Source organism: Arenibaculum pallidiluteum, assembly GCF_017355985.1.
GTDB classification, from domain to species: Bacteria; Pseudomonadota; Alphaproteobacteria; order Azospirillales; family Azospirillaceae; genus Arenibaculum; species Arenibaculum pallidiluteum.
Map to the genome: position 1 here is coordinate 218,120 of NZ_JAFIQU010000001.1, position 14,317 is coordinate 232,436.

Annotated in this window: 15 protein-coding genes; 7 read left to right on the plus strand and 8 right to left on the minus strand. The window is 69.9% G+C overall.

Annotated elements, in window-relative coordinates; all coding sequences use genetic code 11:
* Positions 1 to 17 precede the first annotated feature (17 nt).
* Positions 18 to 365, plus strand: a complete 348-nt coding sequence (locus JUB13_RS01055; protein WP_207476445.1) for a flagellar biosynthetic protein FliO — start codon at positions 18 to 20, stop codon at positions 363 to 365.
* A gap of 2 nt (positions 366 to 367) precedes the next feature.
* A complete protein-coding gene (gene fliP / locus JUB13_RS01060) occupies positions 368 to 1,102 on the plus strand; it encodes a flagellar type III secretion system pore protein FliP (protein ID WP_207476446.1) in 735 nt (244 codons plus the stop codon).
* A gap of 214 nt (positions 1,103 to 1,316) precedes the next feature.
* Here fliP and JUB13_RS01065 read toward each other — a convergent pair whose 3' ends face one another.
* The 6 genes from JUB13_RS01065 to JUB13_RS01090 are packed head-to-tail and all read right to left on the minus strand — an operon-like array spanning position 1,317 to position 8,371.
* Positions 1,317 to 4,475, minus strand: coding sequence for a tetratricopeptide repeat protein (locus JUB13_RS01065; protein ID WP_207476447.1), 3,159 nt, complete (start codon positions 4,473 to 4,475; stop codon positions 1,317 to 1,319).
* 5 nt (positions 4,476 to 4,480) lie between these two features.
* A complete protein-coding gene (locus JUB13_RS01070) occupies positions 4,481 to 5,137 on the minus strand; it encodes a protein phosphatase CheZ (RefSeq protein ID WP_207476448.1) in 657 nt (218 codons plus the stop codon).
* Positions 5,138 to 5,154: 17 nt separating this feature from the next.
* Positions 5,155 to 6,216 carry a MotE family protein gene (locus JUB13_RS01075; protein ID WP_207476449.1) on the minus strand — a complete coding sequence of 354 codons (1,062 nt, stop codon included), beginning with the start codon at positions 6,214 to 6,216 and terminating at the stop codon, positions 5,155 to 5,157.
* Between the two features lie 7 nt (positions 6,217 to 6,223).
* Entirely contained in the window at positions 6,224 to 6,745 is a 522-nt protein-coding gene (locus JUB13_RS01080) for a DUF6468 domain-containing protein (RefSeq protein WP_207476450.1), read from the minus strand.
* Positions 6,742 to 7,827, minus strand: coding sequence for a flagellar motor switch protein FliM (gene fliM, locus JUB13_RS01085; RefSeq protein ID WP_207476452.1), 1,086 nt, complete (start codon positions 7,825 to 7,827; stop codon positions 6,742 to 6,744). The genes JUB13_RS01080 and fliM overlap by 4 nt, the downstream gene beginning before the upstream one ends.
* A gap of 13 nt (positions 7,828 to 7,840) precedes the next feature.
* Positions 7,841 to 8,371 carry a flagellar basal body-associated FliL family protein gene (locus JUB13_RS01090; protein ID WP_207476454.1) on the minus strand — a complete coding sequence of 177 codons (531 nt, stop codon included), beginning with the start codon at positions 8,369 to 8,371 and terminating at the stop codon, positions 7,841 to 7,843.
* 223 nt (positions 8,372 to 8,594) lie between these two features.
* Here JUB13_RS01090 and flgF point away from each other — a divergent pair, with 223 nt between their 5' ends.
* The 4 genes from flgF to flgH are packed head-to-tail and all read left to right on the plus strand — an operon-like array spanning position 8,595 to position 11,880.
* Positions 8,595 to 9,335: a flagellar basal-body rod protein FlgF gene (flgF, locus tag JUB13_RS01095; protein WP_207476456.1), complete on the plus strand. Its 741-nt coding sequence runs from the start codon at positions 8,595 to 8,597 to the stop codon at positions 9,333 to 9,335.
* Positions 9,336 to 9,348: 13 nt separating this feature from the next.
* A complete protein-coding gene (gene flgG / locus JUB13_RS01100) occupies positions 9,349 to 10,122 on the plus strand; it encodes a flagellar basal-body rod protein FlgG (protein ID WP_207476457.1) in 774 nt (257 codons plus the stop codon).
* 25 nt (positions 10,123 to 10,147) lie between these two features.
* Positions 10,148 to 11,089, plus strand: a complete 942-nt coding sequence (flgA, locus tag JUB13_RS01105; protein WP_207476459.1) for a flagellar basal body P-ring formation chaperone FlgA — start codon at positions 10,148 to 10,150, stop codon at positions 11,087 to 11,089.
* A 23-nt stretch (positions 11,090 to 11,112) separates the two neighbouring features.
* Positions 11,113 to 11,880, plus strand: a complete 768-nt coding sequence (flgH, locus tag JUB13_RS01110) for a flagellar basal body L-ring protein FlgH (RefSeq protein ID WP_207476461.1) — start codon at positions 11,113 to 11,115, stop codon at positions 11,878 to 11,880.
* Positions 11,881 to 12,053: 173 nt separating this feature from the next.
* Here the strand turns inward: flgH and JUB13_RS01115 are convergent, their stop codons facing one another.
* Positions 12,054 to 13,019, minus strand: coding sequence for a hypothetical protein (locus JUB13_RS01115; protein ID WP_207476463.1), 966 nt, complete (start codon positions 13,017 to 13,019; stop codon positions 12,054 to 12,056).
* Positions 13,020 to 13,342: 323 nt separating this feature from the next.
* Between JUB13_RS01115 and JUB13_RS31730 the strand changes: the two genes are divergently transcribed.
* Positions 13,343 to 13,474 (plus strand): hypothetical protein, encoded by a 132-nt coding sequence (locus JUB13_RS31730; RefSeq protein WP_268914308.1) that lies wholly within the window; start codon positions 13,343 to 13,345, stop codon positions 13,472 to 13,474.
* A gap of 178 nt (positions 13,475 to 13,652) precedes the next feature.
* Here the strand turns inward: JUB13_RS31730 and JUB13_RS01120 are convergent, their stop codons facing one another.
* Positions 13,653 to 14,204, minus strand: a complete 552-nt coding sequence (locus JUB13_RS01120; protein ID WP_207476465.1) for an AAA family ATPase — start codon at positions 14,202 to 14,204, stop codon at positions 13,653 to 13,655.
* Positions 14,205 to 14,317: the final 113 nt, after the last annotated feature.

The following is a 14,317-nucleotide window of genomic DNA, read 5'->3' on the forward strand; positions in this document are numbered from 1 at the left end:
TCCACGAAGGATCCGCCGTGTTTCCCCAGGACCTCGACAGCTATCTCCGCTACGGCCTGGCACTTGTCTTCGTGCTGGCCCTGGTCGGCCTGCTCTCCATGATCCTGCGCCGCTTCATGGGATCCGGCCCCTCGGTCCGGCGCGGCCGGCAGAGGCGCCTCGCCCTGGTCGAGGTCCTGCCGGTGGATGCCAAGCGCCGGCTCCTCCTGGTCAGGCGCGACGGCGTCGAGCATCTGCTGCTGCTCGGCACCGAGCGCGACATCGTGATAGAGACCGGGATCGGCGCCACCGCCTTCCAGGAGGCCGTGGCGACCCTTCCGCCAGCCGCCAGCGCGACGGATGTGCGGCAGGAGCCGCAGCTTTGAGAATGCGCCGGCTCGCAATGGCGGTTGCGGCCGCCGCGCCGCTCCTGGCAGCCGGCAGCGCCTGGGCCCAGAACCTGACCCTCGACCTCAGCCAGGCCGGCGGGTCGAGCACGGCCCAGATCGTCCAGCTCTTCGCCCTGATCACGGTCCTCTCGCTGGCGCCCTCCATCCTGGTGATGGTGACGTCCTTCGTTCGGATCGTCGTGGTGCTGTCCTTCCTCCGGACGGCCATGGGCGTCCAGGGAACGCCGCCGAACGCGGTGATGATCAGCCTGGCGCTGTTCCTGACCGGCTTCGTGATGGCGCCCGTCTTCCAGCAGGCCTACAGCGACGGCATCGTGCCTCTGATCAACGAGGACATCGAGCCCATGCAGGCCTTCCAGCGCACCGTCGTGCCAGTGCACGGCTTCATGATGCGCCATGTCCGCGAGGAGGACCTGCTGCTGTTCTCCGACCTCGCGAAGGCCGCCCCGATCGCCAGGCCCGAGGATACGCCCCTGCATGTCCTCGTGCCGGCCTTCATGATCTCGGAGCTGCGCCGGGCCTTCGAGATCGGCTTCCTGCTGTTCCTGCCCTTCCTCGTCATCGACATGGTCGTGGCCTCGATCCTGATGTCGATGGGCATGATGATGCTGCCCCCGGCCTCGGTCTCGATGCCATTCAAGATCATCTTTTTCGTGCTCGTCGACGGCTGGCACCTGATCGCCGGAACGCTGGTCCAGAGCTTCGGGACCTGACACCGACCGGCGCGCCGCGCCCCTCGGGAACGGCGGACCGCCGTCGTCCCCGGCGCGGCAACGAATGCGCGCCACGGCATTCCGACGTGCTGCGTGTCGGATCGCCTGTGGGCAGGTCCGGCGCCCCCTCCCTCGCCCTGACGGGATCTTCCACATCCACCGTCCCGTGTCCGCACAGGGGCGGAGCAGCCAGCCCGGGCCGGGACGCCGATCGTCAGTTGGCGGCGGCGCTCCGGGGGGCTGCGGCGCTGCGATATCCAGACAGGAACTTCCGGAACACGTCGACCTCGGCGACGCGCGACTTGATCGTCGCGGCGTCGACGAGGGCCCCGCCCTGCCCCTGGCGCGTCAGCACCCGGAAGCTGTCGGCATCGGGTCCTGCCGCCATGGCCGTGCCGAAGTCCTGGCGCAGCTTCGAAAGGCCCTGGGCATCGCCGGCCAGCGCCAGGGCGACCGCGCGGTTCACGACGAGCTGGCTCGCGTCCCGGCTGATGGCCGTCCCTGCTGACGGCGGCGGGCCGACGATGCGGTCCAGCGCCGTGGCGGCCTCGGCCCAGTGCCCGGCGCGCCAGGCCACGTCGACGCGCAGCAGCTCGGCTCCCGGCGAGGCATCCCCGGCCAGCAGCGCCATCGCCTGATCGAACTGGCGCTCGTCCGCGAGCGCACGGGCCCTCAGCACGCGCCGTTCCCCGGCCAGCGCCTCGGAAATCCCGGGGACTTCGCTCCGGTCGAGCGCCGACACCGCCTGGGCAGGCTTGCCATCGAGCAGACGGATCGAGGCCAGCCGTGCACCCACCTCGCCCTTCGTCACGCCCTGGAGCCGCCGCGTCACCTGCCCCTCCAGGATGTCGGCGGCACGGCCGAGCAGGTCGATCTCGACGAGGCGCTCGGCGAGCTGTCGCTCGATCGCGTCGCCCTCGGCGCCGCGTGGCGCGAGTTCCTTGTACCGGTCGTAGAGCGCAAGCGCGTCGAGCGGGGCCAGTGCCGCGGCGCCGTCCTTCAGGAACAGGTCCGCGAAGGCGCGCGTCACACGCTGGGCGAGCGCAGGGGCCGACGGATCCTCCGGGAACAGCGTCAATGCGGTGCGCAGCGTGTCGATGCCATTGGGATAGTCGCCGGCGGCGAGATAGGCCTCTCCCAGGCGGTTCAGCACCTTCAGCTCGAAGGCGTCGCCCCGCCAGGCGAAGCGCAGGCGCTCCAGCCGCGCGACGGTCTCCTCGGGCTTGACGCGTCCGGTCTCCTGCTCGGCGACGGCGAGGGCGTACTGCGCCCGCGTGCGATACTTGGCATCGGGCGAGGACGACAGCTCGCGCCAGATCGCCAGGGCGTCGTCGAGGCGGCCGCTCGCGGCATGGATCCGGCCGCGCAGATACTGCACCCCTGGATTCTGCTCGGCGCGCGGGATCCGTGCCTCCAGCCGGTCGAGCGCCCGCGAAGCCTCGACGGGGGATCCCGTCTCGGCGAGCGCCTCGGCGCCGATCAGCGACAGCTTCTTGAAGGGCTCGTCGGGATACTCGTCCAGTGCCGCACGGCCGGCCAGGAAGTCCCGCGCCGCCGCCTGCCAGTCGTCCAGCCCCGCCTCGGTCACGGCGCGCCACAGCTTGACCTCGGGATTCCCGTCGAGAGCCGGAATCGCGAGATCGGCCCTGGCCGCGCCGAAATCCCCGGCCAGCGCGGCAGAGGCGCCGCGGACGGCCCGGAACTCGGGCTGGTCCTCGAGCTCGGGCTGGGCCTGCAGGATCATGCCGAGCATTCCCAGCGCCTCGGGCCCATAGGCATGGCTGAAGTAGAAGCGCGCGAGGTCCAGGCGACGCCGCAGGCGCTCGCCCTCGGGCGCCTGGATCACGGCCTGCTGCAGGCTCTGGCGCAGACGGTTGAATTCGTCCGATGCGCCCCGCTTCCATGCGGCCACGTCCAGCAGGCGCCGCTGCCCGGCCGGGCCCGGCTCCTGCGCCGGAGCAGCCTCCGGCGGGGGTGCCGCGAGGCGGATGTCGGAGATCGAGGACAGGACCATGCCGCCCGCGGCGGTCAGCTCCACCCCGTCGCGGACGGCGCGCACCTGCAGAGCATCATCGAGCGGCCGGACCACGATGCCCTGCTCGGCCGGCAGGATCCGCGCCTGGACGAAGCCATGCCCGCGCGTGACCGCCCGGCCGGCCTCGGCCAGCGGCACCACCATCAGCCGGTCGCCGACCGCGGGATCGGGGACAGCAATGGGCGAGGCCGCTTGGCCGGCACGCACGAGCACCCGGGGGCCCAGCAGGAAATCGGGCTCGGAGATGACCGGAAGTCCTTCGGCGGGGCCTGCCCCGGGCGCCTCGAGATGGATCCGCCAGACCGAGCCCTCGCGCTCGACCCGCGGAACCAGGTCCTGCGGCATCGGCAGGTGGAAGCCGCCACCGCTCGCTACGGCGAGGGGCTCGGGACGGGTCATATCGGCGGGCTCGACCCGTATGGCATCGGGCGGAAGCGGCCTGTCGAAGACCACGAAGAGCCGCGAGCCGCGCACGAAGACGGCTGCCGAGGCCGGCTGGCGCGGGTCGACGCTCAACGACCGCCGGCGCTCGGCCGCAGGCGGTGCCGGAGCAGCCTGCACCGCCTGCGCCGGAGCGGCCTGCGCCGGAGCGGCCTGCGCAGGCGCGGCCGGCGTCGCTTGCGCCTGGACGGCGCGGGGCTGTTCGGAACGGGCCGGGGTGGGGCTGGCCTGATCCGTTCTCGGCGCCACCGCCTTTGGGGCCTCGGCGGCAGGGCTATCCTGTCTTGCAGCGCCCGGCTTCGACTCATCGGCCCGGACGGCCTCCGCCTCCGCGGGCTCGCGCAGCGGTGCCTCGGCTTTCCTCGGCTCCGCGGCCGGGGCTGCCGCCTGCGACGCAGGGCGCTGGGCCTGCACGGGTGGGTGCTCGGTCCGCGCCGCCGCGGACGCGGCCGGGCGCTCCTGCGCCCGGGCGGCCTCGGCCGCGCGCGGCGCGTCGATCACGTCGAGCGCGATGCTGTTTCCGCTTCGGAAATGACGGGCGCTCGTGGCCTCGGGCACACGGATCCGGACTTCCAGCCGCCCGTTCGCATCGGATTGGATCACTCCCTCGACGGTGCGCAGCCTAGCACGCTCGAGACCCGATATATCCGCGCGGGCTTGGCGGCCGAAGACCAGCCGGATCTCTCCGCCGGTCTGGTCGAAGGAGTAGTCGACGGGGCGCGCGAAGTCGAAGACGAGCCGGCTCCGATCGGCGTGCTGGCCCGCGCGCACGCGCACGGTCTCGACCGCGGGCGCCGCGGCGGCCAGGTTCTGCGGCGCGCCCTGCGCCCTGGCGGCATCCGCCATGGCCAGCGATGCGGCACTGGCAAGCAGGCATATCGCGAGGCGGAGGCGCATGGAGCTCAGCCGCCGCCGAGCAGTCGGTCGATCTCGCTCTGGTCGATGCCGGCACCGGGAAGCTGGGGTCCGTTCAGGAGGCTCCGTTCGTCGTCGGTGGACGCGGCGCCCTCGGGCGCCTCCTCCGGCGCGGGACGCCCGCCCTTGAAGACCTCGTCGCCCAGAGCCTCGACCAGGGCTTCAATCCTGGTCTCGATATGCTTCAGCGTCCGCACGACCTTGGTGATGCGCTGCCCCGTCACGTCCTGGAAGTTGCAGGCCTCGAAGATGCGCGTCACGGCATCGACGAGCTGGGCGCCATCGTCCCCGCCAACGCGTCCGGCGATCGCCTGCACCACGTCGCAGCTGTCCATGATGCGGTTGGTCGCGTCCTCGGTCGCGCCCACCACGGCATCGAGCTCGTCGGTCGCGTTGGGGATCCGATTACCGGAATCCTCCCCGCGGATCGCGGCGATCTCGCGACGCGTGTGCTGGATGAACCGGGCCAGGGATTCGAGCTCCGCATAGAGCTTGAGGTCCATGGAGGAGACGTCGCCCTCCATGGAGCGCAGGACCGAGGCGACGATTTCCGCCACCTCGGGTCGGGTCAGCGGCTGGCGGGCTTCGGCCCGCGCGGCGTCGATGCGCGCGCGCAGGGTCGGATCGAAAGCGGCTTGGCTCATGCCTGTCCTCTTGCGCCTCAGCGCGTGGCGGTTCCGGGGGGCAGCGCGCTGCGATCGACGAGCTGGGAGGTGACCTCCTTGGCCCTGACCGGCTCCATGGCCGCCAGGATCGGCGCGCTCTTCGATTCCTTCATGCGCTGAAGCACGCTCAGCAGGACCGGCATGTCCAGTTCCTGGAAGATCAGCGCTGCTTCCTTGGGCTTCATGGTCTCGTAGATCTTCACGAGGCTGTCGAGCTGGGCCGCCTGCTGCTCGTCGACCTGGCGCAGCAGTTTCTCGATATTGCCGCGCAGCGTCGACAGCTCGGCGACCTTCTTGTCGATCTGCTGCTCGGCGGCCTTCATCAGCGCCTCGCGCTGCTCGATCTCGCGCGCCCGCCGGTCCAGCTCCTCGCGTCGCTCGTTCAGGCGCTGGATCATCTCGGCCCGAACACCCTCGAACTCGTTCGGCGCCGCGGGCTTGTCCTCGGCGGCGGAGGTATCGATGCGGGTGGCCGTGAGCGGCGGCGGCGGTGGCTGGCTTGCCGGCATCGCCGGATTTGCGGCTGGCGCCGGCATGTTGGCGCCGGCTGCCGGCGTGGCCGCCGGAGCCGGCTGGACCGCGGCCTGGACCGCCTGGGCAGGTCGCTGAGGCGCCGGCTGCGCCGCGGTCTGGGCCTGGGTCGCGGCCACGCCGATCTCCGCGGGGGTGCCGCCTGTCGCGAGGACCCAGAGGTCGCCCGCGCGCACGCCGAGCATCAGGACCGCCACGAAGATTGTGGTCGGCAGCAGCCGGATGCGGACGGGCCCGCGCAGGCGCGGCCATTCGGGTCCCACGCGCCTCGCGCCGGACGTTGGCTTCTTCGGCTTGCCGGCCGGCTTCCTGGCCGCGGGACGCGGCTTCGCGGCGGCAGGCGCCGCCGTTGCGGAGGGCGCGGCGGAAGGGGCAGCGGAGGGGGTACCGGCCCGGGCGGCAGTCCGGGCGGCCGTGGCCGGCGTGGCGCCGGCATCGGCCGCGGGCGCCCCGCCCAGGCGGCTGCGGGCCTGCTGGGCGCTCTTCGCCAGGGCGGCGGGGATCGGTGAGCTGTCCTTCTGGGTCATGACGGCCTCAGCGCAGGTTCTCGAGGGCCTGCATCAATTCGCGCTCCGCACGTGACCGCGCCTCGCCGGTGGCAGCAGGCGGGGCTGGCGGCGCTGGCGGCATCACAGCGGCCGGCGGCGGCTCCGCGGCCCGCGCCTGGGGCCGCGGCGGCTCGCCCGGCCGGGATGCCGTCAGCGGCGACGCCGGCCGCGCCGGGGTGGCCGACCGGTGGGTCGAGATCGCCCCCTCCAGGCGCGAGGCAAGGCTGTCCGCGGTCTCGACCATGAACTGCAGCTCGTCGCGAATGGTCTGGGCGCGCTGCAGGGCCTTCTGCAGCTTCTCGCCACTTTCCTCGGTCATGGCCTTCATGTTCTGCACGCCCGCATCGGCGCGCTCGGTCGCCTCGGCGAAGCCGCGGATCAGCGCCTCCAGCTCCGCCTTGCTGTCACGCAGAGTGGAAAGCTGCCTGTTCAGCCGGACCGCGAAGGCGATGGTCGCAGCCAGGAGGCCGACGATGGCCACATCAAGGACCAGGCCGACGATGCTCATCTCCGGTCCTCCGTCTTCGGTGCCTCGCGATCGATGCGGATGGCGATCTGGCCGCCCTTGCGCCCCATGCGTCCCTCGAACATCGCCACGTCGCCGCAGCGCAGCTCCACGAACTCGTCGGGCGCGGCGTTCAGAAGGATGCGGCTGCCGACGCGCCAGTTCAGCACTTCGTAGAGCGGCATGGTGATCTCGTCGAGCACCGCGCTGATCTGGACGTCGGTCATCCAGAGCTCGCTCGCCAGGTGGGTTTCCCAGATGGAGTCGCGGCCGAACTTCTCGCCCATGAACATCTGCAGGAGCAGCTCTCGGACGGGCTCGAGGGTCGCGTAGGGAATCAGCAGCTCGAGACGGCCGCCACGATCCTCCATGTCGATGCGCAGCTTCGCCAGCACGGCCGCGTTGGCAGGCCGGGCGATGGTGGCGAACCGGGGATTCGTCTCCAGCCGGTCGAAGCGGAACGTGACCGGCGACAGCGGGTCGAAGGCGGCGGACAGGTCAGAGAGAACCACATGGACCATCCGCTCGACCAGGTTGCGCTCGATGGTCGTGTAGGGCCGGCCCTCGATGCGCATGGCGGCCGTGCCGCGGCGCCCCCCCAGCAGCACGTCCACGATCGAGTAGATCAGCGCGGAATCGACGACCATCAGGCCGAAGTTGTCCCACTCCTCGGCCTTGAACACCGAGAGCATGGCCGGCAGCGGAATCGAGTTCAGGTAGTCGCCGAAGCGCACCGAGGAGATCTGGTCGAGGCTGACCTCGACGTTGTCCGAGGTGAAGTTGCGCAGCGAGGTCGACATCATGCGCACGAGGCGGTCGAAGACCACCTCGAGCATCGGGAGGCGCTCGTAGTTGACCAGGGCGCTGTTGACCAGCGCCATGATGCCGGAGTTCTCGCCGTCGCCGGCACCGTCGCTGTCGAAGCCGAGAAGGCTGTCGATCTCGTCCTGGTTCAGGACGCGCGTCGTGCCGCCGCCTCCGGCGTCTCCGCCCGCGTCGTCGCCGCTGCCCTCCTCGGCCAGCGCGGCCCATTCCGCGGCGAGACGCTCCTCCTCGCTGAGCCCGTCCAGCCTGGGATCGCTCATCGACCTGCCCCCCTCACTGGACGAGCATTTCGCGGAAGAGCACGTCGCGGATGCGCACGGGCTGGGCCGCCTGCGAGATGCGCAGGAGCAGCTCCTCGCGCAGCCGGTACATGCCGGCCGATCCGCGCAGGTCGTCGAGCCGGAGCTCGCGCAGATAGACCTGGAAATTGTCGATGATGCGCGGCATCACCCGCTCGATCGCCGCGACGTCCTGCTGGCTCGCGAGCTCGATCGCGATGCTGATCTTCAGGAAGTTCTGGCGGCGCTGGTTGCCGCTGTTCAGGTTCACCAGGAGGTCGGGCACCGTGTAGAAGACGCCGGGGCCGTCGATCACCGGCTCCTCGGCCGGCTTCTCCTCGTGGTGCGCCTCCTCCTTCTTGGCGCCGAACATGTCGAGCACGCCGCTGAAATACACCGCCGCACCGCCGCCGATCAGGAGCAGCAGCGGCAGCAGGACGAACAGCACGAGCTTCTTGCCGCTGAACTTCTTCCGCGGAAGCTGGTCGGGCGAAACATCATCGTCGTCAAGGGCCTGGGCCGACATTGCGCCTCAGAACTTCGGAATCCCCGAAATCCTAGTCAGACGATAGTTAACAAGTCGTTTCACCCAATAGAAGGAGGTAAATGCCGGGCTGTTCGCCGCGGCGGCATCTTTTGCCCGGCAAGCCGTGCAGCCATGGCCCGCAAATGGCGGAAACACTGGCCTCTCCCGCTTGGCATGCCCCTTGCGAGGAATGGGGCGCACCGCGAGGCGGAGGCTGAGGACGATGGAAAACCCGCTCTATATCGCCCTGTCGCGACAGAACGCACTGAGACGTCAGCTCGACGTCACGGCGCACAACGTCGCGAACATGAACACCACGGGCTACAAGAACCAGCGCATGCTGTTCGTGGAGTACATCGCCAAGCCCCAGGGCGTCGGCGTCCAGCCCCGCGACCAGCGGATGTCGATGGTCGAGGACCTGGCGGTGCTGCGCGACCTGAGCGCGGGCCCCATCGCGCAGACCGGCAACCCCTTCGACCTGGCGCTGGACGGCGACGGCTACCTGGTGGTCGAGACCACCTCGGGCCCGCGCTATACCCGCACCGGACAGATGCATCTCGACGGCGGGCGCCGCATCGTCAATGCCAACGGCCTTCCGCTGCTCGGCGAGGGCAACCAGCCGATCGAGCTGCCGGCCGATGCCGGCGCCGTCACGATCCGCGGCGATGGCACCATCGAGACCGCCAACGGCGGCATCGCCGGCCGGCTTCAGGTGGTGCGCTTCGAGCGCCCGCAGTTCATGTCGGAACTCGGCGGCGGCCTCTACGCCTCCGACGAGCCGGCCCAGCCCGCGGAGGACACGCGGGTGCTCCAGGGCGCCCTCGAGCAGTCCAATGTCCAGGCCGTGGCCGAGATGACGCAGATGACCGAGATCCTGCGCCAGTACCAGTCTACGCAGCGCCTGATCGAAACCGAACACGAACGCCAGCGCAGCGCGATCCAGCGCCTGGCTCGCACGAACTGAGGAGCGGACGACAATGCGCAGCCTGAGCATCGGCGCCACCGGCATGCTGGCCCAGCAGCTGAACGTCGAAGTGATCTCGAACAACATCGCGAACCTGACGACGTCGGGCTTCAAGCGCCAACGCGCCGAGTTCCAGGACCTCCTGTACCAGAACTACCGCCGCGTCGGCTCCACCTCCTCGGACGCCGGGACGATCGTGCCCTCGGGCATCCAGATCGGCGCCGGCGTGAAGACCAGCGCGGTCTACCGGATCCACGAGCAGGGCAACCTGAGCGTCACCGACAACTCGCTGGACCTCGCGATCAACGGCCAGGGCTTCTTCCAGATCGAGATGCCGGACGGGACCACGAGCTACACCCGCTCGGGCTCGTTCCAGCTGAGCCCCGAGGGCACCATCGTGACCTCCGACGGCTATCCCCTCGTTCCGGGCATCGTGGTCCCGGCCGACGCGGTGACGATCACCATCAACGGCGAAGGCTCGGTCCTCATCAACGACGACGCGGCCCCCGTAGGCCAGATCCAGCTCGCCAACTTCCCCAACGAAGCCGGGCTCGAATCCATGGGCGGCAGCCTGCTGCGCGTGACGCCCGCCTCGGGCGAGGCGGCGGTCGCCAACCCCGGCGCGGCCGGCTTCGGCCGCCTGATCCAGGGCTCCGTGGAGATGTCGAACGTCAACATCGTCCAGGAGATCACCTCGCTGATCACCGCGCAGCGCGCCTACGAGATGAACTCGAAGGTGATCAGCACCAGCGACCAGATGATGAACAGCGTCTCGCAGATGCGCTGACCGCCGAAGCGCGAGGAGAGCCAAGATGAAGCAGATCGTGATCATGGTCCTGGCCGCCGCGGCCTTCGTCGCCGCGGTCTCCGCCAAGGCCGCGACCCTGCGCTCCGACGGCGAGGTCGCCGGCGACAGGATCACGCTGGGCGACCTGTTCGAGGGCGTCGGCGAGCGCGCCGGCGTGGCCGTGGGCCAGGCCCCCGCCCCCGGCCGCCGCGCGGTCTTCGACGCCGTCTCGCTTCATCGCCTGGCTCGTCAGTACGGCGTCGACTGGGCCCCGGCCGGCCAGGGCGACCGCATCGCCCTGACGCGGAGCAGCAACGTCGTGGGCGCCGAGGCGGTGCAGCTCGCCTTGGCCGAGGCGCTGTCCGACCGGATCCGCGAAGGTCGGCTGTCGGTCGAGCTCGACAATCGCGCGATCGAGATCCACCTGCCGCTCGACGCAGCCCCCAGCCTCTCGGTCGAGGCCGTGACCCTGGACCAGGCGCTGAACCGCTTCAGCGCGGCCATCGTCGCGGGCGAAGGGCGCAGCCAGGTCCGCATCCCCGTCTCGGGCAAGGCCATGGCGGTGCTAGACGTCCCGGTCCTGACGCGCCGCCTGGCCGTCGGCGAGGCCATCGCCCCGACCGACATCGCCTGGACCGAGCTGCGGGTGGGCCGCGGCATGGAGGACGTTGCCCGCACCGAGGCACAGCTCGTCGGCCTTGCCGTGCGCCGTCCGCTCGCCCCCAACACGCCGGTCCGCCTCGGCGACCTGCGCCAACCCACGCTCGTCACCAAGGGGCAGATCGTCACGATCTCGCTGGAGCGCCCCGGCATCCAGCTGACCGCCAAGGGCCGCGCGCTCCAGGACGGCAGCCAGGGCGACGTCGTCCGCGTCGTGAACACCAGCAGCAACCGCACCATCGAGGCGACGGTGACCGGCCAGAACCTGGTCGCCGTCTCCGCCGCCCGCCAGCTCGCCCAGTTCTGACTCCGATCCCGAGGAGCGAAATCATGACCATCGCCGCCATCCGCCCCGCCCTCCGACCGGCCCTCCGGCTCGCCCTGCCGCTGGTCTGCGCGATGGCGCTCAGCGCTTGCAATGCGACCCAGCGCATCGCCGACATTGGCTCGGGTCCGCGCCTGAGCACGATCCAGAACCCCCAGACCCAGGCCGGCTACACGCCCGTGAGCCTTCCGATGCCGGCCCCCGTCGTCGGCACGCGCGAGCCGAACTCCCTGTGGCGGGCCGGCAGCCGGGCCTTCTTCAAGGATCAGCGCGCAGCGCGCGTCGGCGACATCCTGACGGTCACCATCGACATCAAGGACAGCGCCAAGATCGACAACGAGACCGAGCGCACGCGCAGCGGCTCCGAGTCCCTGGGCGTGCCGAACCTTCTCGGCTTCGAGCAGTCGATCGCCCGGCGCCTGAACGCCGATCCCGCAAACGCCGTCGACATGTCGACGGACTCCGCAACCAAGGGCACGGGCTCCGTGACGCGGCAGGAATCCATCACGCTGCAGGTGGCGGCGCTGGTCACGGACGTTCTGCCGAACGGCAACTTGGTGATCCAGGGCCGCCAGGAGGTCCGCGTGAACTTCGAGTTGCGCGAGCTGACCATCGCCGGCGTGATCCGCCCCGAGGACATCGGCTCGGACAACCGGGTGAGCTACGAGAAGATCGCCGAGGCCCGCATCTCCTACGGCGGCCGCGGCCAGATCACCGATGTGCAGCAGCCGCGCTACGGCCAGCAGCTCTTCGACATCATCATGCCGTTCTGATCGCGAGAAGGCCGACGGGATTGGGAATGGGCCGCCGCAGGGCGGTTCCGGAGGGGGGCAGAACGCCCCCCTTTCCTGTTTCAGGCGCCCCGGTGACGCAGAGGTGGCGCAGACGCCGCCCGCCTCGCCTCGCTCCGGCCGGACGCCGTCACCCCGGGTTCAGCCCCCCCGGTTCAGAACGGCCACTGGATCGGCTCGCCGGACGCAAGCGCCCTTTCCGCATCGGAGCAGGACATGAAGTCGATGCCGGCGCTGCGCGCCGCATAGCCGTCCACCACCGACGCGGCCACGTTCGGCGCCCCGGTATCCACCACCGGCGGCAGCAGCTTGGCCTCCCGGCTGGCGAAGTGCAGGAAGAAATTGTTCCGGAAGCAGGCGTTCACGCAGCGGCGCACGACGTCGTGATTGGCGTTGTAGAAGTCGAGGTCGTACAGGAACGGGTAGTGCTTCGCGGCCTCCCATATCCAGACGGCATTGAACCGCGGATCGATGAAGTGCTGCATCCCGCTGCGCAGGATCTCCCACGACATCGCGGAGTTCTCGAAGTCCCAGAGGTCCCGTCCGTAGCGGAGATAGACGTCGAACAGGAAATCGCCGTGCAGCCGTGGCGAGCAGACGAAGACGCCGGTGTTGATGAAGCGGTCGCATGGCGGAACAAGACCCTTGAGCCGGTACATGTCGGCCACCGACATGTCCGCCACGACCACTCGGCGTCCGTCCGCGCCGCGGGCCGCACTCATGGACAGGGCGTCGAGGAAGAGGAAGCGGCCGTACTGGTTGAAGACGTCGTCGGCCTCCGTCATCCAGGGCGTCGCGTCCACCACCCCGATGCTGCCCTCAGGGACTCCTGCGGTGATGTCGGGCGCGATTCCGTCATTGATCAGGATGTCGGCGTCGATCCAGACCATGCGCGCGTAGCGCTTCATGGGCGGAAGCGACGCGACCAGGAGCTTCTGCCAGTGGATCGACTTCACCGACAGGTCCACGTTCCTGTCGATGGGAGCCTCGATCAGGAAGAGGTCGAAGCCGTGCCTGCGGCAGTAGCGCTCCCAGGTCGGCAGGTACCATTGGCGGAAGCTCTGCTGATACGCTTCGCCGCACACGACCGAGACGACGACGGTATCGGACCGCTGCTCCATGAGGACCGGGGCTCCCGACGGCTGAACAGGCGCGGAGCATGGCAGGGAACCACTCCCCTGGGAACCGCCTCATCGCCCCATCGGGAAAGGCGCGGTCCGCCGAAGCACTACCACCATCGATCGAGGATCCCGGAGGCCGGCTGCCGCATTCTGAGGGAACATGGCATCGCTCCGCGCCTTCCCGGCTGAAGGTATTTAGATAAAATTGCTGTAACTTCGAGTAACCCAACAGCACGCCCGGAGAGGCGCCAGTCGTTAACTAATCATACAGAGCTTCAGGGGCAAATTCGACCAGACGAGCCCAGGAATTGGCGGGAAGCACCATGGTTGCGGAGCTGAAGAGCTTCAAGCGGGATTGGCAGCGCTGGTCGTCCGGCGAGCGCACGGCCGTCCGGATCATGGCCCTCGCCGGCGCTGCACTCGCCGGCCAGGCCTTCTGGACCCTGCTGGGTTAAAACGCAGGGTTCGGCGCCATCCCCCGCCCGACGGCTGCTCCGGCGCGGCCCAACCGTCACCACAGCCGCGACCCGAACGACCAGGCACGCACGCATCCGAAGCAGCATCCCGAACCCCGGAATGCGACAGGCCGGATGCGCCCATGGGGCAAGGAACTCCAGGACATCTCGGACGGGCTCAGGCGCCGAGCCCTCGGCGCATCGCGGCCGGGTCCGCCAGAATCGCGTCGACGGTCCCGCCGACATCCATGTCGGAGCTGTCGATCCAATGCCCGATCCTCGGCGTGTGCTCCTGGACGAGCTCCGCCAGAAACTCCGGCGTCCACGCGTCGGAATAGACCGTCTTGGCGCGCCCTCTCTCGCGCTCGATGAGGCTCGCCAGGCTCGGCGCCAGAACGACCACGCCCGGTCTCCAGCGGGCGAGCCGCTCGACGGCGGCGCCCAGATGCCGTCCCAGCATCACGTCCTGGTACACCGCGACGAACCCCGCCTCGGCATAGCGTTCGGCGACCATGCATCCGAGCTCGTAGCGCAAGGCAAGCTGCGCAAGGGCCTCCTCCGTGGGGTCGGGCATCATCGGGGCGGTGCCGCTCACGATCATCCTGCGGAAGACGTCGCCACGCACATGGGCGGCCCGCGGCAGCCGCTCGGCGAGCGCCTGGGCGACCGACGACTTTCCGGCCGCCATGGCGCCGGTGATCACGATGACGCGGGGAAGCTCTTCGTCCATGTCCGTGATCCCTTGTCCGACGGGGAGGATCGCGCATGGAACAATCTGCCCCGTCTCCGACTGTCCAGCTCAGCATGCCCGCCCGTGGCCTTCAAGACACCTGGAACACATAT

Coding starts and splice junctions, on each gene's coding strand:
- JUB13_RS01115 (WP_207476463.1), bottom strand. CDS start 13,019: ATGGAGCAGCGGTCCGATACCGTCGTCGTCTCGGTCGTGTGCGGCGAA.
- flgF (WP_207476456.1), top strand. CDS start 8,595: ATGGAAAACCCGCTCTATATCGCCCTGTCGCGACAGAACGCACTGAGA.
- fliM (WP_207476452.1), bottom strand. CDS start 7,827: ATGAGCGATCCCAGGCTGGACGGGCTCAGCGAGGAGGAGCGTCTCGCC.
- JUB13_RS01070 (WP_207476448.1), bottom strand. CDS start 5,137: ATGAGCCAAGCCGCTTTCGATCCGACCCTGCGCGCGCGCATCGACGCC.
- flgA (WP_207476459.1), top strand. CDS start 10,148: ATGAAGCAGATCGTGATCATGGTCCTGGCCGCCGCGGCCTTCGTCGCC.
- flgG (WP_207476457.1), top strand. CDS start 9,349: ATGCGCAGCCTGAGCATCGGCGCCACCGGCATGCTGGCCCAGCAGCTG.
- fliP (WP_207476446.1), top strand. CDS start 368: ATGCGCCGGCTCGCAATGGCGGTTGCGGCCGCCGCGCCGCTCCTGGCA.
- JUB13_RS01080 (WP_207476450.1), bottom strand. CDS start 6,745: ATGAGCATCGTCGGCCTGGTCCTTGATGTGGCCATCGTCGGCCTCCTG.
- JUB13_RS01065 (WP_207476447.1), bottom strand. CDS start 4,475: ATGCGCCTCCGCCTCGCGATATGCCTGCTTGCCAGTGCCGCATCGCTG.
- JUB13_RS01120 (WP_207476465.1), bottom strand. CDS start 14,204: ATGGACGAAGAGCTTCCCCGCGTCATCGTGATCACCGGCGCCATGGCG.
- JUB13_RS01090 (WP_207476454.1), bottom strand. CDS start 8,371: ATGTCGGCCCAGGCCCTTGACGACGATGATGTTTCGCCCGACCAGCTT.
- flgH (WP_207476461.1), top strand. CDS start 11,113: ATGACCATCGCCGCCATCCGCCCCGCCCTCCGACCGGCCCTCCGGCTC.
- JUB13_RS01075 (WP_207476449.1), bottom strand. CDS start 6,216: ATGACCCAGAAGGACAGCTCACCGATCCCCGCCGCCCTGGCGAAGAGC.
- JUB13_RS31730 (WP_268914308.1), top strand. CDS start 13,343: ATGGTTGCGGAGCTGAAGAGCTTCAAGCGGGATTGGCAGCGCTGGTCG.